Consider the following 20,244-nt stretch of genomic DNA (forward strand, 5'->3'; position numbering starts at 1 on the left):
TCATCCGTGTAAAAATCAAATTCAAATCATATGCTAATAAGTAATATGATGAATCAACTTCAGGCTTGCCAAGGGTTCCTCATGAAGCTGATTCGGTATTCAAACGGATTCGGTTATTAAAAATCTAGCCGAAGCCCGAGCCTTGCGAATCATGTTCATGGTGCTGTGCCTGTCATTGATTATGATTAGCGATCATTCGTTGACAATTCCTCATCAGGACAATGATTCTCTTTGCATAAATTGTAACAGTTTGTAAGGGCCGCCGCAACACGCCACGGCACACTTCTTTGAACTTCTGAGACATATCAAATGGAGTTTAAGTGCAAAAAATCATAGTCGTTAGCGGAAGCGTTCGATTGTCATGTTTCGTTTTGCAGGATAGACAGCCCTGTCAACGAATTTTGATGGTAAATTTGGATGGAAATCTCAATATCCACTTCTCGAATGTAGGTGTACGAATATTTTCGTAACCATCGGAATCTGGTGATAAAATTGTACCGATTGTGATTCTTCATACTATCTATTAGACGCAGCAGCATAGGGAATAGTTTCACCATTTTATTTCCAAAGGTCATTTCCCAGCTCCTCTACGCACAAAAGAGCCCCATCCCTTAAGGGATGGAAGCTCTTGATAAATCTAATCCAGGAAACTACAGTTCCTGTGTTCATTATTATTAAATATTCATATACATGTTCGATCCGATGATCCTGTAAGTTAAATTAACCTTGTTCGATCAATCCGTACTTACCATCGTTCCGTTTGTAAACTACGCTAACTTCTTCACTGTCAATGTTGGAGAATACGAAGAAATTGTGACCAACCATGTTCATTTGGAGGATGGCCTCTTCCACGTCCATTGGTTTCAACATAAAGCGTTTCGTCCGTACAACTTCCAGATCATCGTCATCCGTGTCCGCATCCAGTTCAGCTGTAGCTACAGTACCTGTTGGATCTTCAACGAAGAGTGTTTTCAGGCTACCTTCCTGGCGGAACTTACGGTTAATTTTTGTTTTGTGTTTGCGGATCTGACGTTCCAGCTTGTCCACCACGGAGTCAATGGATGCATACATATCATCGCTCTCATCCTCAGCGCGGAGCACAATGCCTTTCAATGGGATCGTCACCTCTACCGTATGCAAACCTCTCGTCGTGCTCAATGTAACAGCACCGTCAGAGTTAAGGGGTGCATCGAAATACTTCTCGAGTCTACTCAACTTTTTGTCGACATAATCCTTCAAAGCATCAGTAACCTCGATTTGTTGACCTCGAATACTTAAATTCATAGGGCACTCCTCCTTTTTCCTTTGCCACTTCATTATAACACGAATGTAAGCGCCATGTAAAAACTCCCTGTGACCGAATAATGACATCTGTTCAAGCCACATCTGCCAACATAGGCATAACGCCATATTTCGCGATATTTCATCATATTCAGCCATAATCGAATATTTACTTGGTATGAGTTATTAGGCGCTTGATGATGTATTTAACCGTTTTTGGGCCAGCTCAATCTAATATGTAAAATGAACTTCAATCTATCTCTTTAATCAACAGATTCATAGGAATAATGTACCTCGGATGCTCCTCAAATCTCGAATCTATTGAAACAAAAAAAGACCCCGGAAAGTACCGGAGTCTGATGCTAGCGATAATTCAATTTGGTAACCATCTAACCATATATGTAGGTCGGATTGTCCGGATGATTATAATTTGATTACGTTAGCTGCTTGCGGTCCACGCGCGCCTTCGACGATGTCGAATTCTACGGATTGACCTTCTTCCAAAGTTTTGAATCCTTCGGATTGAATTGCGGAGAAATGTACGAATACGTCGCCGCCATCTTCAGTCTCAATGAAACCGTAACCTTTTTCTGCGTTGAACCATTTTACTTTACCTTGCATGCACTAACATTCCCTTCGTCATCAAATGAAGTGAAGCTTTCGGCCTTAACCTCTGCCCACAATTCAGATAATACCATCCAAAGTTATCCATTGTCAATTGGAAAAGTAAATGTTTTCTTGGAATTTTTTGTAGATTAATTGGGGATTGTGTTGAAAGGTGGGATAACTTGAATATATCAGGTAATACAGAGAGAATAGGGAAAGAAATCTTGAGTATTACATAAGTCTAGCTCCAAGAAATCTTCTACTTTTAAAAATCATATAGGAATGATCAACCGAATTATCACAGAGGGAATTAACAATCTCAGCTGCTTAAGCTTACTTTCAATTGTTCAAGAATCTAATTCTGTACCAAAACCTCTTCACCCTCAAAATAAACTATGACTTTCGCATATCCATAAGTGTTTCGTAAGTTATCCATTATTTCTTTGTTATATGATGAAGCAAAAATGATAATTGCATCACTTTCATCTATTATACTTTGTTGTACTTTCTCAATTTGTAAATCAATACCATTTATATAAAGGCCAATTTTATCTTCAGATGAATCCACAAGATGTTTAAAAGCATGTGAGTTATCTATGAGCTTTGAGTATACTTCACTTTTTGCTCCAGCGCCCCAGATCGTAATGTTGCTATAGTTAGATAGTATTCCTTGTAATTTTTCTTTTTGCTGCTCTTTTGTATTGTTAAAACCAGTGTATTTTTTAGGCTTTCTGATATAAATGTCTAACTCTATTGTTTCATCGATACTATCTATTTCAAGAATGTCAAATTTCGACTTTTTAACCATAGTCGCCAGACTAAATGGAGTAAAATAATTAACATGCTCACAGATAATCTGATGATATAAAGATTTTTCAACTATATTTTGACCATTGGGTACATTAATAAGTCCCACCCCACCAGGTTCCAGTATCTCATAGGCATAATCCAAAACATTATAAAAATCATGAAGATGTTCGAAAACCTGAAAACTCATAAAAGCCGAATATCCCGTTCCGATATCAAGAGAATTATCAAAATATGCATTAATTACATTATGGCCATCTCTTTTTGCTATGTCCGAATGTAACCCGGAAGGTTCAATGCCTAAACACTCTACGAAATATCCTCCAGCTTTTTTCAGCCCTGTTCCAGTTCCGCATCCTATTTCAAAAATTTTTTCATTAGTTAATGAATAATTTTGAATTTTTTGAATTTTGTTCTCTGCTAAATTTAATGAACCATAATACTGTGATGCTCCTCCAAAACCAGTGTACTTATCATAATAGTCATCTGGTAATAAATATTCGGTTTGAAGGTGTGAACATACTGTACATTGATATAATTCAATATCTTTAGTAAACGTACTAAAGGCTGTTGTATTTAAAAAGTTGTGCTCATATCTACAGTCATTTACTATTTCTAATAGTGTTAACGCCTCTCCACACACACGGCATTTCATAATATCCCCCCGATTTCAATATAATATTCTAGCCTAAATAAGGCTATTAGACATTTTTCATTCTCAATAGGTTTCACACTATATTTTATAATATAATTAGCATATTCATTACAATAAACATATTGGAGCTGCTCGCTAAAGCTTGCATACAAAGCGTCATCTTTACTCAAAAAATCTAATTTAGATAAACACATAAAATAAATTACTGAATGCGGTAATATTCCAATATTCGATTTACTGCAATGATGACATCATTAACATCAGAATTAGTCATTTTTGGGTATAAAGGCAATGTAATTAGTTGTTCATAAACTGCTTCGGCAACAGGACAACTTCCATTTTTATATCCAAGTTCTTGATAATATGGCTGAAGATAAACAGGAATATAATGAACATTAACCCCTATATTTTCCGCTCTAAGAGCTTCAAATACTTGCTTTCTCGACGCTCGAAGTTGCTCCGGATCAAGTTTCAGTACATATAGATGCCAAGCGGAATCAGAATCAGGATCTTGAAATGGAGTTGCGACACCCTCCATTTCTTCAAAAGCTTGATTGTATAACTGAATAATCTCTCTTCGACGATTCAAAAAAGACTCCAATTTATTCAACTGAGAGGAACCCAGACTTGCTTGCAAATCTGTCATTCTGTAATTGTAGCCAAGGGACTGCATTTCATAATACCATGGCTCCTGGAGATCAGACATCAATCTCTCAGGTTCTCTAGTTATCCCATGACTTCGAAATAAAAGCATACGCTGATAATACTCCTCATTATCTGTGACAATAACCCCGCCTTCACCAGTAGTTATATGCTTCACTGGATGAAAGCTAAACATAGTCATTTCAGCCATTGTACCTACCTTATTCCCTTTATAACGGCCACCAAGGGAATGTGCAGCGTCCTCAATGACAACCAATCCAAACTCGCGAGCGATGTCATTAATTTCCTCCATATTAGCAGGCTGACCTGTGAAATCTACCGGAATTAACGCCTTCGTTTTGGAAGTAATTTTTGCTACAATATCTTTTGGATCGATATTGTATGTTTCTGGATCAATATCAGCAAAGACTGGTCTTCCTCCTTGGTAAAGCACACAATTACTACTCGCTACAAACGTTAATGGTGTTGTAATAACTTCATCGTCTACCCCTATACCTGCTGCATTACAAGCAGCGTGAAGGGCAGCAGTTCCATTACAGAATGCAACGGCATATTTTGCACCGACATAGGAGGCAACTTGATTTTCGAATTCTTGGATGGCAGGACCTTGAGTAAGAAAATTACTTTGAAGTACCTTTACCACCTGAGCTATATCTTCCTCTTCAATCCACTGTTGCCCATACGGCAACCAAGAATCCCTTACCGGAGTTCCACCATGAACAGCCAAACGACTCATTAGAAAACCTCCATTTCAAAAGGTAAATGCTATTATAGCAACTCAAGGTAAGTCTTGTTTAAAAAAATCACCCCAATATATCCCATGTAACAGGAGTCCCCTTAGGAATATCACTTTTCACTGTTCTGCCTAGTATCTGATTGTAATACTTAGGAGATAATCCAAATCCGGGGCGTATGGTTCGCACATTCTGCTCACTCAGAATTTGTCCTTCTTTCAGGTCTTCGACAACATAAAGTGAACGGCGAAACTTAAGCGAGGCCTTTTCTCCGTCCAGAGTGCCATAATTTACATTTCCAATGGCCTGCCACGCTCGCTTCGTTTCAATAACCAAACTTTGTAATTCCTCTGGCTCCAACGAAAATTCGGAATCCACTCCTCCGTCTGCTCTCTGTAAGGTAAAGTGCTTCTCAATCACTGTAGCACCCATAGCTACACTAGCAACTGCTGCGCCAACTCCCATAGTGTGATCAGATAAACCAACATGACATTGAAATAACTCTTTCATATGAGGAATGGTAGACAAATTTGTATTTTCAGGAGTTGCAGGATAAGTACTAGTGCACTTCAACAACACAATATCTTTACAACCGGCTTCTCTAGCAGCTTGAACCGTATCATCTAGTTCAGCAACCGTTGCCATTCCAGTTGAAATAATCATTGGCTTTCCTGTTGAAGCCACTTTACGTATTAATGGGAGATCCGTATTCTCAAATGATGCAATTTTGTAGATTGGTACACCCATCTCTTCAAGAAAATCTACTGCACTTTCATCGAAAGGTGTACTAAAGCCTATCATTCCTAATTCCCTACATCTATCGAAAATAGGCTTATGCCACTCCCATGGAGTAAAGGCTTGCTGGTATAGAGAATATAACGAATTCCCTTTCCAAAGACTGTTTGGGTCATTGATAAAAAAATCACCTGTATTTATATCCAAAGTCATTGTATCCGCCGTATAAGTTTGAAGCTTAAGAGCGTGAGCGCCTGCTGCTGCTGCCTCGTCTACGATCTGAAGGGCTCGTTCCAAAGATTGATTATGATTACCCGACATTTCAGCTATAATGAAGGGCGCATTGTGCGCACTAATTATATAATCATTTACTTTAATATCAGGTGGTTGAACTCTCATATGTTATTATCCTCTCCTTTTTTTAACGCTTTACCCATAAGATGTGCAACAGGTGTATGCCACCCCTTTGTTAATAACGATATATATTCTTGCTTATCTCTTGATCGGTGAGTCGTTCCTTCGAATAAACTTTGAGGTACGGGTTTTATTTCTCTATTCACAAGAGAATGCCATGATACAATCAATAAATTTTCAATCGTATTTGAGAGTCTTTGATAACTTGTGTGTAACGTGTCCTCGATATTTTCTTCAATAAGCTGCTGTACGAGAATATCGCCCGTATCAAGGCCACTGTCAACAAGATGAATAGTGACGCCCTTGGGGGTATTCTCCAAATAGCTCCACAAATTTGGATCAGCACCTCGATTCCACGGCAAATATGAGATGTGAAGATTAATAATCTTCCCTTGAAAGTAATCGACAATATCTTTTTGTATCAAGTGTCTGTACCTATAACTAATAATAAAATCAATGTCTTTCTTTAAGAGTCCCTTTAGAAGAATCGGCTCTTCCGTTTGACTTATTTGGCAATCCTGGGATATCAAATAATCATTTATATCAGAGTTAGTTGGACCTAAGAAAAGAACATTTATGACAATCTACCCACTTTCAAAATGCTGAAGTTATTTACTTTTTTTATATTCCGTTAGTGACATCATTTTATTAATAATAACAGAAGAACCTTGATAATTGCCTATCACAGCCAAACATCGCTTAGACATTTTGTGTACTTCTAACGGATGATTAACAGCATAGCGGATAGCTTGGATAATTGTTGTTTCTGTAACAGTCCAATGTTCACCCAGATTCCATGTGGCCCCATAATGTTCTACAGCCTTAGTAATCTCTTTTTGATTGTCTGCTAACACAGTAGTAATGGACGGAACCCCAAGTATGCACCGCTCCCAAGTCGTCGATCCGCCTGCGCCAATAAATAAATCGGTTTGTTTCATCAACTCTGCCATATTAGAAACATGATCCTCAGTGATAAAATTGCGCAAATTAAGACAACTTTGCATAATTTCCAATCGTTTAGGGTTGTTCTGACCAACAATGATCTTGATCTTAATTTGTTCTAATGATAGTTGCTTTAATGCCCTTATTGCCTTAAGTGTTTCTCCGGTTGAATCATTTCCACCGTAAAATACAGTAATACTCTTAATGTTACCGTTACGAGGCTCCACTAATTTATGAGCAATAATAAATTCATTCCTTAATAATGCATAGGAGGGACCAAAATATGTTGTGGCTGTATCTGGCAATTTATTTTTATATCTTGTGAGCGAATTTTGATTCAAATTCTGATCTAGAAAAACATCACAAATATGCCTCCTGTCAGCCAGGTCATCAATAACAAATATTCGAATCGCTTCTCTGTACAATAAAATTTGCTTTTCCCAACGCCAATCTATTGCATAATGATCGACCACTACCCAATCAACAACACTTTCTTGTTTTAAACAATCGACTGTTTGTTGTGCATCAGTATCCCAGTTGACACCCAACCAATTCAAGCTATTTTCCTTATGATCAACCCCAAAAAGCACGTACACTTTATAACCTTTGCTTCTAATAAAATCGATCATATTACCAGCATGTTCTCTACATATAAATACTACTTCATGTTGATTTGCTATGAGTTTTTCAGCCAACGTTAGACATCTCATAATGTGTCCGGTACCAATTAGAAGGGAGGCATCTGCCCTTATTACAACTCTCATACTTTATATACTTCCTCTAGGTTGTTCATTTAAAAAGAACTTAATCTTCTCTGACATATAGTCTAACATTTCAACCGTCATACCAGGATAAACCCCAATCCAAAATGTGTTATCCATAATCTGATCGGTTTGTTCTAAGTTTCCTACCACACGATAACCCTTACCTTCTTTACGCATTTCATCAAAACATGGGTGTTTCAATAAATTACCTGCAAATAACATCCGAGTTTGGATACCTTGTTCCTCTAAATATCGCACCAGTTTATTTCTATTTATTCCTTCCTTCACCGTAATTAAAAATCCAAACCAGCTTGGTTTAGAATCTGCCATAGGTTCCGGTAAAATGATCTTATCTTGAAAATCCACAAGTGATGAATATAAGTACTCCCAATTTTTCCTTCTTGCCTCAACAAAATATGGCAATTTTTTCAATTGGGAACAACCCACAGCCGCCTGCATGTCAGTTACTTTCAGATTGTACCCGAAATGAGAATACACGTATTTATGGTCGTATCCACACGGAAGTTCTCCGTATTGTCCATCAAAACGACGCCCACAAGTATTATCGATTCCAGAATCACACCAACAATCACGCCCCCAATCCCGAAATGAACGAATAATCTTGTGAAGCAAACCATTTTTTGTGAATACTGCGCCGCCTTCCCCCATCGTAATATGATGAGCTGGATAGAAACTTGACGTAGCAATATCGCCAAAAGATCCAGTCTTCCTCCATTGTCCATCCATTTCATATTCAGCCCCGAGAGCATCACAGTTGTCTTCAATTAACCAAAGATTATGTTCATCACAGAAATTACGGATTTGTGCAATATTAAACGAATTCCCGAGTGTATGCGCAATCATGACAGCTTTCGTCTTATCTGATAAAGCATCCTTTAATTGACTGCAATCAATATTGTACTGTGGAATATTAACATCCACAAAAACAGGTATTGCTCCAAATTGAACAATTGGAGACACGGTTGTAGGAAAACCGGCTGCAACCGTAATGACTTCATCTCCACGCCGAATAGCTCGGTCTCCTAACCTAGGAGAAGTAAGAGCCATGAATGCTATTAGATTAGCAGAAGAACCCGAATTGACAAGTGAACAAAATCGCACGCCCACATATCGTGCAAGGCTCTCCTCGAACTCCTCGGCATATCTACCCGCAGTCAGCCAAAAATCAAGTGAAGAATCTACGAGGTTAATCATATCCTCTTGATCGAAAACCCGTCCACCATAAGGAATACGATTTCCAGGAATAAAAGAGTTTTTGGGTTTGTGATGCTCATTGTAATAATCATTAACCAAAGCTAGAATTTGAGTTCTCAAGTCCGCTGACATTTTTAGTTACACTCCCGTAGTAATCCGAAATTTGAGTATCCGTATAAGTTGCAACATTTCCACCTTCATTGAGGAAATTCTTGTACCAATCTGTAGTTTTCTCGACCGCCTCTGTGATTGTCCACTTCTGCTTCCACTTAAGAATGGTTCTTGCCTTCATACTGTCTATTTTTAGATACGTAGCTTCATGGTGTACACTGTCGCCCTGAGTGAACCAAGAAAGCTGATCCCCCCAGTAATGACAAAACTGATCGACTAATTCCCCTGTTGTCAAACAATTTTCATCAGAGGGACCAAAATTGTAACTTCCTTCATACCGTTCTTTCTCTTCATACTGCTTTTTTGCCAGCAGTAAGTAACCATCTAGACAATCCAAAACATGTTGATACGGTCTAACCGACTGAGGAGAACGCACCATTATAGCTTTGCCTTTGCTTGCTGCACGAAAACAATCAGGAATGATACGGTTAGCTGAGAAATCGCCACCTCCAATTACATTTCCAGAGCGTGCCGTAGATATCGCTTGACTCTCAATCGAATGGAAGAAGGAGTTACGATAACTAAACGTAACCAATTCACTACAAGATTTACTATTTGAGTACGGGTCAATCCCGCATAGGTTTTCGTTTTCACGATAAGCCCATAAGAATTCCTTGTTTTCGTAGACTTTATCAGTTGTAACATTAACTGTAGACCGAACAGAATTACACCGTCGAACCGCTTCAAGAATGTGAACAGTACCCATAATATTTGTACTAAAAGTCCCTACAGGATCAGCATATGACTGGAGAACAAGAGGCTGCGCAGCTAAATGAAATACAATGTCAGGGCGTACTTTGGACACTACATCACAAAGAAAATCGATATTTTTGATATCACCTGCATAGCTCTCGATTTCTTTATCCAAATTTAGTGTGTTAAATAAACTCTCTTTATCCGGTTCCATGGAATACCCGGAAACTTTGGCTCCCGCATTCAGTAATAGACGACACAACCAACTTCCTTTAAAACCAGTGTGTCCTGTAACGAACACTTTTTTTCCTCGATAAAATTCAAGCATATCTAGTCTTATTTCCATAGTTTCCATGGAGGATGCTCCTCTTTCCACAAGTCCTCTAAAGCAAACTTATCTCTTTGTGTATCCATGCATTTCCAGAACCCATGATGCTTGTAAGCATAAAGTTGTCCATCATGAGCCAAGTTTTTAAGGGGTTCTTTTTCAAAAAATTCCTTATCGTCTTCACTTATATATTCAAACACTCGAGGCTCCAAAACCATAAAGCCTCCATTAATCCATGAGCTATTATCTACTGCTTTCTCTTGAAAATTCTCTACAGTATTATCCTCATTAATTTCAAGCAATCCAAATCGACCATCTGGTTTAACTGTTGTCAGGGTTGCTATTTTGCCTGATTTGATATGTTCTTTTAGCAAAACATCTATATTAATATCACTCACTCCATCACCATAGGTGAGAAAAAACCTTTCATTTCGTACGTACTTTTCAATTTTTTTAATTCTACCGGCGGTTTGTGTTTCGAGTCCCGTGTCTACCAATGTAACTCGCCAAGGCTCTACACTATTGTTATGAATGGTCATACTATTATTATTAGAGAAGTCAAAAGTGATATCGGACATATGAAGATAATAATCGGAAAAGAATTCTTTTATAACGTAACCTTTATATCCAAGGCAAATAATAAAATCATTGAAACCAAAACTAGAGTAAATCTTCATTATATGCCAAAGTATGGGTTTACCGCCGATTTCAATCATTGGTTTTGGCTTCAGATGTGATTCCTCGCTGATCCTTGTACCTAGTCCACCTGCCAACAATACAACTTTCATTCGACACCCCTTCTCTATTCACAATTCCAATTTGCTGTCGTTAAATATAATCGTAGAAAAACGTTATTTAGTCTGAATCAGCACGTTATAATCAATTAATTCACGATTTTGATTATACCAGTTATACAACAATTCAATGCCACTCCGTAAATTCATGGGAGAAAAACCTGGCATTTCGTCTCGCAACCTATTGTTCGCACCAGTGTAGTTCATATTGCGGCCATTATTAAGTAGAACTATTGGCAAATCTTTTCGTGCAACATCCAGAACTATCCGTGCTATTTCAGTAAGATCGTACGGTGCAGAAGTGCAAACGTTATAATCATGAAACGCAGGTGAATTTTCTAAAAACCAGTCTACAACAGGAAAAATATCATCAATATAAAGAAAATCAAAAGAACAATCCTGTCGGATGGAAAGCGGTAAATCAAAGATGGCTTTACAACATAAATTTGAAATGAAGGTTGTTCTCCAGTTTTCATATTTACCATAAACACCGAAGAGTCTGAGATTATATATATTTTCGGAATTTCGAGTAGCGTGATTCATCACATATTTACCAAAACCATAAGCATTATCAGGAATACTTCGACCTATCTCATCTTCTGATACCAAATCAATTCCTTGGCCCTTATCAAACTCCGCCCCAGAACCCAAATAAATAATCTTTTCCAGTTGGTTGTGACAGAATTCAAGGTTATAGAACATTTTTAAGTTAGCGTCCAATTCTGCTCCTGGATTTAGATTCCGCTTAGTATACGTCGCAGCATGAATTACACAATTAATTCGATTTTTATCAATAAAGCGCATAACTTGATCCAGGTTACAGAGATCTAATTCCGTACTTGATGTTACAAATACTTGATGGGTTTTCTCTAAATGTTCTTTCAAATTCCGTCCAATGAACCCGTTTGGCCCAGCCCCTGTAATCCATAGCCGCTTCATTCTGTGTCCAATGAAACCTTCATATTCTCGCGCACCTCTTCAGCGGAAAGATAAGGATATAAATCTTCTAGTGAAGAAGAGACTAAAGTTCCATCGTCATTAACCCTTGTCATCGCCTTAGGAATTTCATCAAATTCTATACTTCCTATAACTTCACATAAAACTGGGCGGTTGTCTTTCATCACTTGGTCAAGTATTTCATCCAACTTATCATTATGGTCGATTCGATAGTAGTCTAATCCGTATAAATCTGCCAACTTCTCAGCAGCAGGGAATTCGAGTGAAGTATCTGAGTTACACGCCGAATAATTTGATTTAAAATGATTACGCTGCATTACATAAATAGAAGCGTAACCACCATTATTCAATACAAACAGCTTAATGGGGAGATCGTATGTCGATATAAGTTGAAGCTCTTGTAGATTATGTTGCAAGCTTCCATCTCCCTCCAAAGCTATAGTTCTCTGTTTGCCGCCAGCAATAGAAGATGCTATAGCAGAAGGTAACGTAAAGCCCATAGACCCCAATCCCATTGAAGTAATAAATTTTTGATCTTGTTGAACGTTAAAAGCCATATGTGAGATACCGCAAGTACGTCCGGATGATGAGCCAACCAAAATATCATCTTGTGAACTCCTACGACTAATCTCGTAGCCAAGCCTATATCCATCTACAGAACCATTGTCTTCAAATGGTTGTTTTTCTTTTGAAAGTTGATATTTTTCTCGCATTTCCTGACAATAAGCAAGCCAATCGGTCAAAACTGGTTTGTCAAATTGTTCAATTTGTTTTTGCATAGCTAGGATAAATGAAGAAGAGTCATTCACTATACTTTCTGCAAGTGGAACTGAGAGTCGTTTGATTTCGTTTTCATCGATATCAACAACTACTTTTTTTGCATTTGGGGCAAAGTTTCCAAGATTATAAGCTGTCATTGGTGCATTTAAACGTGCTCCAATAACAATTAAAAGGTCAGTGTTCTGTAAGATATAGTTGGAGAATCGTGCTCCTGGCGAGCCTGGATGGCCAAAATAAAGCGGGTCGGAATCCGAGAAAACCCCTTTGGCTCTCCACGAAGCAAGAACAGGAATGCCCAACTCGCGTACAAGTAGTCGGAAGTCTTCTATAGCATCTGAGGCAATCAAACCATGTCCAATTAAAAAGGCTGGTCGTTTAGCTTTATTCAACAAATCATATACTTTTGTGATTTTCATTTTGTCGATAATACTAGTTTTATTCGTAAAACCTTCTTCTTCAGGACTAAACCCATAAAGTTTAGTCTCGTCTACTATTGCTCCCTGGATATCAAGAGGAATATCTATCCAAACAGGGCCCCTACGCCCACTAGTCGCCAAATAAAGTGCTTTCTCCAAGTGGTAACGAATGCTTTCCTTGTCTAGTACAATGACTGAATATTTAGTAATCGGTTTGGAAATAGCCACCACATCTACCTCTTGGGCCCCCACCTGTCTTACCCCGGTGTCCATTACAAGGTCTGTCGATTTGGCCTGTCCAGAAATAACCATAACTGGATTAGAATCCAAATAAGATGCAGTTACACCTGTGACAGCATTTGTTCCTCCCGGTCCAGTTGTTAAGAGACATACCCCTAATTTATTCGTATATTGAGCATAACTATCTGCACATATAGACGTAGCTTGTTCATTTAAATTACAAATAATATTCAGGGATGGTGAACGCTCAGCCGAATCCAGCAAATGCATCATTCCACCACCAGAAATAAGAAAAACATCCTTCACCCCAACGTTTTCGATAAATTGAATGACATAATCAGATACTTTTATCATGAAAAATCTCCTTATTCCATCCGTGCTACCAGATCGGTTAGTTGGTCAACTGTGAGCCATTCTTTATTTGTGCCAGAGTTGTATTCGAAACCTGCCGGAACTTTTTTACCCCCAGGAATATAGTTGCTTTCGTCATAAATCCACCAATCCATATTCGGATATATGACGAAGAAATCTTCATACTCATAGGTAAAAGCTGAATCTTCTGACGTGATCATAACTTCGTGCATTTTTTCTCCCTCGCGAATTCCCACCTGTTGTAATTCAAGAGATGGAGCCATAGCTTTCGCTAAATCTGTGATTCTAAAAGAAGGGATCTTTGAAATGTAAGTTTCTCCACCACGGGAATTCGCCAAAGCATTCATTACAAGCTCAACGCCTTGGTCTAAACTAATCCAAAAACGCGTCATCTGAAAATCAGTAATCGGGAGATTCGAGACTCCTTTACTCAATAATTCTTTGAAATATGGAATGACGGATCCTCGACTTCCTGCAACGTTTCCATAACGTACAACCGAGAAAGAACTTTTGGTCCCTCCTGTGTAAGCATTCGCAGAAATGAAAAGTTTGTCAGAAACCAGTTTTGTACCACCATACAAGTTTATAGGGTTTACTGCTTTATCCGTTGAGAGTGCAACAACCTTCTTCACATTGCGATCCAAAGCCGCATCAATGACATTCGTTGCGCCATTAATATTCGTTTTAATTGCTTCAATCGGGTTGTACTCACATGCCGGAACCTGCTTCATAGCAGCTGCATGAACAACATAGTCTACTCCGTCAAATGCTCGCATAAGACGATCAGAGTCCCTAACATCACCGATGAAAAATCTTAGGACATCTGTATATTCCTTAAACTTACTCTTCATTAAGAACTGTTTATACTCGTCCCGGGAGAAAATTATAATTTTTTTCGGTTTGTAATTATTTAATAGATACTCAGTGAAATATTGACCGAAGGTTCCCGTTCCTCCAGTTATCAGTACTACTTTATCATTAAGCATGGTATCACCCTAACTATATTGTTTTAGATACGAAATAATTTATGGAACAATCCACAAGCTTCATATATATTTTCGACTTCAAAAAGAGATGCATCTAACACAAGTGAGCTATCCTGTTGAATCCCTCGACTGTATCGTTTTTCAATAGACTCAACATAACTCAAACCTTTAAAGTCGGGGTTGCCCGAATAGGTTTCTTTGAACCACTGCCTGAAACTTTCGTCTCCAAGGGCTTTTGAGGAAACTTCATATTCATTAATTCTTTCTTGAAGACTGGGATCTGTCGCCGAAAGAGCTTCAACACACGATGAATACGCTAGCTTCCAGTTTAGTCGATCTAAATTAAATTTTGGATCGATCCTCTTCTGACATATTTTAGCAAACTGATTGAACAACAACCATTTATCAGAGAACCCTCGCAGGGGAAGTATTTTAGTATTATAAATTCTATTAGTAGCAAATTGATTGTTTTTTTCCTTATACTCCCTTATTGCATCACTGGACTTGAGCATTTTTGAGGTTTGAATACCAGCACTATGTGAAGACATACCTGCAATTGTTATCGGATGTTTTATATAAAGTACACGTTCGTTCAATGCATAGTTTATCAAACCCATGTAGATATCTTGTGAATCACCGTCAAGAAATTTTCCTGTTTTCTCAATTATTTTGTGTATATAGCTTCGTCGAAACCCTGAATTTATGTAACCCATTGGAAGAGAATACATGGAAACTTCTAAATTCAGAATAGCCTGAAGAGAGTCATTGCAGTTAATATATCCAGCCTCTAAGTGCTCCGGTTGATAAGAACATGTTGGAATAACAAATTGATCATCCTGTCCATTACCTACACCAGGCCAAAAATATAACAATCTATCCCAAAGGATTACATCTTCATTTGGGAAATACTTGAGTATGTTCCTCAGCCTCTCCACACCATGATGTAGCACCCCATCGTCGGATCCTATAGAGAAAATGAACTCACCCTTCGTTTGACAATAAGCAAACTCAAAGCTCTCTTTTAGTAGCAGTTCTCGATCAGGACGGTAGTATTTAATACGTGGATCATCTAAGCGCTGAATAAGGTGTAGAGTGTCATCGTTATCAAGAGAACTGTTATCACTAATAACAACTTCAAAATCATTCCCTTGATCGTAGAGGCATGTTTTGAGTGTATGTTCCAATGTTTGCGCATTGTTACGGGTTGGAATCACAATGCTTATTAGTAAAGAGGGTGCACTCCAATCTTTAGAAACACTAACATTGTAGAGCTTATTTAAAGTATTATAGTAATCACCAAAAAAACTATAGGATAATACATCTTTCACTTCACGATCTGCAGGAGCAAATACAATCTCGAAACGATTACCTATGCCATCAACAGTATCAACGTCCTCAATCCTATCAAGTAATATTGAATTGCAAATGATACTACAGTGCTGATGGATACTACGTTCATCAGTAATTTTCTTAATAATATAAGGTGTAGTATCGAAAATATTATTTTTCGATTGAAACATCAGTGGCCGGATGAGATGAACACCATCTTTGTTCTCTATATTTTCGAAGATAATTTTCATGAAATCGCTCAACTCAGGTTGAAGAGAATCGTGAAGTTCAACTTCAATAGGATCAGAAAGATAAAAAATTCGGTTGTCCCACATCCTTAAGATAAAAGTTAGCAACATAAATACTATGTCTTCCCCAAAAGGTTTCTCAGTTATAAGGACAAAGTCTTGGTCCGTCGCAGTTCTGAAGCTATTGAAAACAATATAAATCTTCGAAATTTGCTTCATCTTATTTTCAATATCAGCTATTATACTTTTAATATCTTCTGAAGAATTATCTGCATAACGACAGTAAGCAGCGAAGCAAATGGCGCTTCCCACAAAAAGTTCATTTTCGAAGTAAATATAACCTAAATTGTAATATAGATCACTACACTCCGGATATCTGGATAGACCATCTATCAAAGTATCTTCTGCATCTTTGAGCTGTCCCATACTTAAGAGAAGTATAGCTTTAGCACTAATAAATTCTGGATCAGAAAACATAATTTCATCTAGAGATCTCATAATTTCAAGAGCAAACTCTAAATTTCCAGCCTCTATATATCCTTTCATTTGTACCACAGCATTTTCAGGATTCATTATTTCAGCTCCGCTCAATCGTAAGTAAGTTAATATAGGTTAGCAAAATTTCCATAGGTCTGGTATCTTCTCATACCAATACCTCTTAACAGGTCTAATAAGTTATATCGGCAATGTTCATTATAAACTTTACAAGGTACGGGTAGTTAAACCAAGAGGATAAATAATTTCAACTTGTTGAATCTGTTTTCAAATTGTCTTCGTAAAAAATGCTCACCTTTTTGAATTAAAAATCCATATAATAAACTCCGTTATTTGTGGCTCAAAACCTTCATCAATCATGATTAATACGAGAATTATCCAAGTCAGCACTTGACACAACTTGTGCCCAAAGACTGTCAACCACTAATTATGAGGTAGAACTTTTATTGTTAACTATAAAATTGTTTTGCTCTAACCAAACTCGTCGCTTTAGCTCTTATTATATATTTCGGTGTAATCCTCAATTTTTGTTAGCAATTTCACTAATAAAGAAAATTGAAAATATACCCATTTAAATATCAATCAAGTCCTTATTTAGTAGTCTAAAAAGTGCATATTTCGAGCTAGAAACAGACGAACATCTGTTAACCTTGCAGTGTTGAAAGCAAGCTTTACAGTTTATCAACGACAAAGACCCTTACACTGCTAATGAACAGCGAGGGTCTTTATCGTAATCTATAGTCTATTTTTACTACTTCCGTTTATCCATTAGATAGCTCTCTGATCCATACTTAGTTTCATATACACTCCGTTGTGTCTTCGCCGTATTTCTCAGGAGCAACCATTCTTGCGCTTCGTTTTTGAGCGAAGAAATACATTCCTCTATTTTCGCATCATATGTCAAAATACTTCTAATTTCTTCTTTTTGGCTATTAGTCATCCCTTGAACAGCAAAAATCCCCTGTAACTGTTGTACTAATAATTGACGCTCATTGATAAAGGTTTCTACATTCTCAGGAGTCTTACTTCCTATTTCATAGCTAAACTTCTGGGTCAATTCAACAAGTTGGCTGAGAACAACATCCATCTCATCCTTATTATTATTCATTTAGCAGAGTTCCTTGGGCTTGTTTACTAGCAACAGCCCAAGTTTCCCGCAGTTCCTGCAAGTATCCCAAAACCTCTTCCCCGTGCCTAACATCTTTTTTGATATTCGTTTGAATCAGTAAATAATTCATATATTCATACAGTGAAAATAAATTTTCAGCTACAGGATAGGTTCGATTTAAGGTAGACATCAACTCACTAATAATAGTTTGAGCTTTACTCAGGTTGACATTGGCTTTGAAGTAATCTCTAGTTTCAATTCCCTCCAAACCGATTTTTGTAAACCGGATGGCTCCATCATATAGCATAATAACCAACTGTCCAGGCGTAGAGGTTTGTACCGAGGATTGTTTATATTTCTCATAAGGAGATGTAATCATATGGAATTATTCCTCCTTTAATTATTGAAAGTAACTTGATAAACTCGACGACTGTGATTGGAACTGGTTCATCGCTTTTTCCATGGCAGCAAACTGCTTATAATACCGAGTTTCCCAAGCTGTCATTTTTCTTTCCAGATCAGTAATTCTTTTGTTGTAATTCTTTAATTGCTCACCCATGATACTTTCAGTCTTCAATGTCATGCTGGCGTCAGCATCTCTATTGGAAGTACCTACCTTTTTCACAAAAAGGTCTAATGTTGAATTTAACTCAGTTCTCAATCCACTAAAGATCCCTTTTCCATCGATATCCGAAATGGAGCCACGGAAAATACTCAAAACTTTATCTGGATTGCTTGACAGTGCATCATTAAGTTTGGCTTCATCTATTTGCAACTTACCTTTTTCATAATATTGCCCTGTTGTTATTCCCGCTTCACTCAAACCCTTTAAGTTACTAGTAATTAAAGTTCTCATTGAAGCTACTGCCGAGCTTAAAATAGTGTCATTTTTTAAAAGTCCACTTTTAGCTCTCTCTTCCCAGTTCTTAATGTCATCTTCTGTCATATCTTTCTTTTGTTCTGATGTCAGCGGAGCATAATCTCTATACTTTTGTTCTGATAATTTAGAGTTCATTAACCCCAATAATTCGTTGTATGTGTCAACAAATGATTTGATTGTTTCTATAGCTTTAGATGGGTCAGACTGTGTAGTAATTTTGGAAGGAGTTCCAGACGTCTCTTCCAGAAAGGTCAATTTAACGCCATTTACTGTTAGTGTATCGCTATCAGTGTCGAAAAGCTTACGAGTGGGATCTAAAGCACTAGTAACATAAACCTTACCTTTTGTAAAATTAAGAGTACCCCCTTCACCAAACTTTTTCCCGTTACCTAATGGATCTGCAGTAGTATCAGAGAAATTGAGTACTGAGAAAAGAGAACTGGATGTAGACTCGTTAACAACCGTTTCTTCACCTGTATCTGGATCGGCAACCTTTTTTTCGCCCAAATCCGTGATCGTTTTGCCAAACTCTTTACTAGTAATTGTGAATTTACCGCTTACCTCATCAAAAGCTGCGGTTACTGTAGGAATTGAAGAGTTAATACGTGCAACCACAGTGGATATTGAATCCCCTTTTAAAAATTGAACTGTTTTCCCATTTATATTAAGGTCAAACTCATTTTGTCCTGCATTACCTGATAACTCCCCCAACGTAGTGCTTGACTTCGCATTATCGCCACCCGTTGTAAGCAAGCCCGAATTGCTCTGTATACCAGATTTTTTGGCGAGTGACTCCACTTCAACAGTCAAACCTACAGTGCTAGCATCCGCGTTTGCTTCTGCTCTAACTGCTGTTGTATTACCACTGACCGTTGATTTTTGAGTATTTGTTGCTTTAGACATATTCATATCTGCAAGTTTTTGAGTAAACTGAACGATTTTGCTGTTTAACTCCCTGTAGCTGTTTCTTGTCCAATCGAGAATTTGTTTTTGTTGATTCAATTTATCCAGCGGAACTCTCTTCACTGTCATCATTGATTTAACCATACTATCGATATCCATTCCTGAAAAACCATTAATACGCATATTCATCTACTCAACCCCCTATACCTTTTCATCTATTATAATTCCGGCTATTTCCATCATCTTTGCAACTAGATCCAATGTTTTTTCTGGAGGAATCTCACGAATCAGTTCACCAGTTTCCTTGTTAAGCACCTTCACCAAAATTTGATGAGTCTTCTCATGAACACTCATCTCCAGAGTAGTTGTAGGTCCCTGTAGAGCTTTCACAGCCCGATCAATTGCTTTAATGAGATGTTCGTCTCCAAAAGGAATGCTAACCCCTTGTTGCTCAAGCTTAGATAAATCCACTCCATTCTTGACTGCTTGCAAAAGTTTACTACTTGAATTTATTGTTATATCGCTTGGCTGACTTACTGAACCTGACGTACCATTCACCATATTCGTTGAAAGTGAAAATTGTAGATTCATCGTTCATCCTCCGATGGAATTATTTAATATATATATCGGCTAAACAAGTTTTAAAATTTATAGACAAAGTTTAAAATGAGTGAGTTAAAGTGGAATTATCACTTATACTCTAGTGTCCAGATACATTTCAAAATTCA

Annotated in this window: 18 protein-coding genes; all 18 read right to left on the reverse strand. The window is 37.6% G+C overall.

Annotated elements, in window-relative coordinates:
* Positions 1-720: 720 nt before the first annotated feature.
* The 18 genes from hpf to MKY87_RS12730 all read right to left on the reverse strand — a co-directional run bounded on the left by hpf (position 721) and on the right by MKY87_RS12730 (position 20,107).
* Positions 721-1,284 carry a ribosome hibernation-promoting factor, HPF/YfiA family gene (gene hpf / locus MKY87_RS12645; RefSeq protein WP_047840659.1) on the reverse strand — a complete coding sequence of 188 codons (564 nt, stop codon included), beginning with the start codon at positions 1,282-1,284 and terminating at the stop codon, positions 721-723.
* Between the two features lie 420 nt (positions 1,285-1,704).
* Entirely contained in the window at positions 1,705-1,902 is a 198-nt protein-coding gene (locus MKY87_RS12650; protein ID WP_024631599.1) for a cold shock domain-containing protein, read from the reverse strand.
* 340 nt (positions 1,903-2,242) lie between these two features.
* Positions 2,243-3,349: a class I SAM-dependent methyltransferase gene (locus tag MKY87_RS12655; RefSeq protein ID WP_339788558.1), complete on the reverse strand. Its 1,107-nt coding sequence runs from the start codon at positions 3,347-3,349 to the stop codon at positions 2,243-2,245.
* Positions 3,350-3,551: 202 nt separating this feature from the next.
* Positions 3,552-4,748 (reverse strand): UDP-4-amino-4,6-dideoxy-N-acetyl-beta-L-altrosamine transaminase, encoded by a 1,197-nt coding sequence (pseC, locus tag MKY87_RS12660; protein WP_339788555.1) that lies wholly within the window; start codon positions 4,746-4,748, stop codon positions 3,552-3,554.
* A 67-nt stretch (positions 4,749-4,815) separates the two neighbouring features.
* Complete coding sequence (gene pseI, locus MKY87_RS12665) at positions 4,816-5,880, reverse strand: pseudaminic acid synthase (RefSeq protein WP_339788552.1); 1,065 nt, start codon at positions 5,878-5,880, stop codon at positions 4,816-4,818.
* A complete protein-coding gene (locus MKY87_RS12670) occupies positions 5,877-6,425 on the reverse strand; it encodes a formyltransferase family protein (protein ID WP_340964689.1) in 549 nt (182 codons plus the stop codon). Before MKY87_RS12670 ends, pseI begins: the two co-directional genes overlap by 4 nt.
* Before the next feature lie 78 nt (positions 6,426-6,503).
* Positions 6,504-7,601: a UDP-2,4-diacetamido-2,4,6-trideoxy-beta-L-altropyranose hydrolase gene (gene pseG, locus MKY87_RS12675; RefSeq protein WP_340964691.1), complete on the reverse strand. Its 1,098-nt coding sequence runs from the start codon at positions 7,599-7,601 to the stop codon at positions 6,504-6,506.
* A 3-nt stretch (positions 7,602-7,604) separates the two neighbouring features.
* Positions 7,605-8,948, reverse strand: a complete 1,344-nt coding sequence (gene rfbH / locus MKY87_RS12680; protein ID WP_340964693.1) for a lipopolysaccharide biosynthesis protein RfbH — start codon at positions 8,946-8,948, stop codon at positions 7,605-7,607.
* Positions 8,908-10,035: a CDP-glucose 4,6-dehydratase gene (gene rfbG, locus MKY87_RS12685; RefSeq protein WP_339788540.1), complete on the reverse strand. Its 1,128-nt coding sequence runs from the start codon at positions 10,033-10,035 to the stop codon at positions 8,908-8,910. The genes rfbH and rfbG overlap by 41 nt, the downstream gene beginning before the upstream one ends.
* Positions 10,017-10,796 (reverse strand): glucose-1-phosphate cytidylyltransferase, encoded by a 780-nt coding sequence (gene rfbF / locus MKY87_RS12690; protein WP_339788537.1) that lies wholly within the window; start codon positions 10,794-10,796, stop codon positions 10,017-10,019. The genes rfbG and rfbF overlap by 19 nt, the downstream gene beginning before the upstream one ends.
* Before the next feature lie 63 nt (positions 10,797-10,859).
* The gene (locus tag MKY87_RS12695) at positions 10,860-11,741 is read right to left on the reverse strand and encodes an NAD-dependent epimerase/dehydratase family protein (RefSeq protein WP_339788535.1); all 882 of its coding nucleotides are present in this window, start codon (positions 11,739-11,741) and stop codon (positions 10,860-10,862) included.
* On the reverse strand, positions 11,738-13,549 hold the full coding sequence (locus tag MKY87_RS12700) for a thiamine pyrophosphate-binding protein (protein WP_339788532.1): 1,812 nt from the start codon (positions 13,547-13,549) through the stop codon (positions 11,738-11,740). Before MKY87_RS12700 ends, MKY87_RS12695 begins: the two co-directional genes overlap by 4 nt.
* Before the next feature lie 11 nt (positions 13,550-13,560).
* Positions 13,561-14,553 (reverse strand): UDP-N-acetylglucosamine 4,6-dehydratase (inverting), encoded by a 993-nt coding sequence (gene pseB, locus MKY87_RS12705; protein ID WP_339788530.1) that lies wholly within the window; start codon positions 14,551-14,553, stop codon positions 13,561-13,563.
* A gap of 23 nt (positions 14,554-14,576) precedes the next feature.
* Positions 14,577-16,703, reverse strand: a complete 2,127-nt coding sequence (locus MKY87_RS12710; RefSeq protein WP_340964698.1) for a glycosyltransferase family A protein — start codon at positions 16,701-16,703, stop codon at positions 14,577-14,579.
* 673 nt (positions 16,704-17,376) lie between these two features.
* Positions 17,377-17,733, reverse strand: a complete 357-nt coding sequence (locus tag MKY87_RS12715; protein ID WP_339788524.1) for a hypothetical protein — start codon at positions 17,731-17,733, stop codon at positions 17,377-17,379.
* Positions 17,726-18,112: a flagellar export chaperone FliS gene (gene fliS, locus MKY87_RS12720; protein ID WP_339788521.1), complete on the reverse strand. Its 387-nt coding sequence runs from the start codon at positions 18,110-18,112 to the stop codon at positions 17,726-17,728. The genes MKY87_RS12715 and fliS overlap by 8 nt, the downstream gene beginning before the upstream one ends.
* Before the next feature lie 21 nt (positions 18,113-18,133).
* Complete coding sequence (gene fliD / locus MKY87_RS12725; protein WP_339788517.1) at positions 18,134-19,705, reverse strand: flagellar filament capping protein FliD; 1,572 nt, start codon at positions 19,703-19,705, stop codon at positions 18,134-18,136.
* A gap of 12 nt (positions 19,706-19,717) precedes the next feature.
* A complete protein-coding gene (locus MKY87_RS12730; protein ID WP_339788514.1) occupies positions 19,718-20,107 on the reverse strand; it encodes a flagellar protein FlaG in 390 nt (129 codons plus the stop codon).
* Positions 20,108-20,244: the final 137 nt, after the last annotated feature.

Source organism: Paenibacillus sp. FSL R7-0198 (assembly GCF_038000415.1).
Lineage (GTDB): Bacteria > Bacillota > Bacilli > Paenibacillales > Paenibacillaceae > Paenibacillus.

Bases quoted from the DNA above. Each gene is read 5' to 3' on its own strand.
- fliS (WP_339788521.1), bottom strand. From the start codon at position 18,112: ATGATTACATCTCCTTATGAGAAATATAAACAATCCTCGGTACAAACC.
- MKY87_RS12700 (WP_339788532.1), bottom strand. From the start codon at position 13,549: ATGATAAAAGTATCTGATTATGTCATTCAATTTATCGAAAACGTTGGG.
- pseI (WP_339788552.1), bottom strand. From the start codon at position 5,880: ATGAGAGTTCAACCACCTGATATTAAAGTAAATGATTATATAATTAGT.
- fliD (WP_339788517.1), bottom strand. From the start codon at position 19,705: ATGAATATGCGTATTAATGGTTTTTCAGGAATGGATATCGATAGTATG.
- MKY87_RS12655 (WP_339788558.1), bottom strand. From the start codon at position 3,349: ATGAAATGCCGTGTGTGTGGAGAGGCGTTAACACTATTAGAAATAGTA.
- pseB (WP_339788530.1), bottom strand. From the start codon at position 14,553: ATGCTTAATGATAAAGTAGTACTGATAACTGGAGGAACGGGAACCTTC.
- MKY87_RS12650 (WP_024631599.1), bottom strand. From the start codon at position 1,902: ATGCAAGGTAAAGTAAAATGGTTCAACGCAGAAAAAGGTTACGGTTTC.
- MKY87_RS12695 (WP_339788535.1), bottom strand. From the start codon at position 11,741: ATGAAGCGGCTATGGATTACAGGGGCTGGGCCAAACGGGTTCATTGGA.
- MKY87_RS12710 (WP_340964698.1), bottom strand. From the start codon at position 16,703: ATGAATCCTGAAAATGCTGTGGTACAAATGAAAGGATATATAGAGGCT.
- MKY87_RS12730 (WP_339788514.1), bottom strand. From the start codon at position 20,107: ATGAATCTACAATTTTCACTTTCAACGAATATGGTGAATGGTACGTCA.
- pseG (WP_340964691.1), bottom strand. From the start codon at position 7,601: ATGAGAGTTGTAATAAGGGCAGATGCCTCCCTTCTAATTGGTACCGGA.
- rfbG (WP_339788540.1), bottom strand. From the start codon at position 10,035: ATGGAAACTATGGAAATAAGACTAGATATGCTTGAATTTTATCGAGGA.
- hpf (WP_047840659.1), bottom strand. From the start codon at position 1,284: ATGAATTTAAGTATTCGAGGTCAACAAATCGAGGTTACTGATGCTTTG.
- rfbH (WP_340964693.1), bottom strand. From the start codon at position 8,948: ATGTCAGCGGACTTGAGAACTCAAATTCTAGCTTTGGTTAATGATTAT.
- MKY87_RS12715 (WP_339788524.1), bottom strand. From the start codon at position 17,733: ATGAATAATAATAAGGATGAGATGGATGTTGTTCTCAGCCAACTTGTT.
- rfbF (WP_339788537.1), bottom strand. From the start codon at position 10,796: ATGAAAGTTGTATTGTTGGCAGGTGGACTAGGTACAAGGATCAGCGAG.
- pseC (WP_339788555.1), bottom strand. From the start codon at position 4,748: ATGAGTCGTTTGGCTGTTCATGGTGGAACTCCGGTAAGGGATTCTTGG.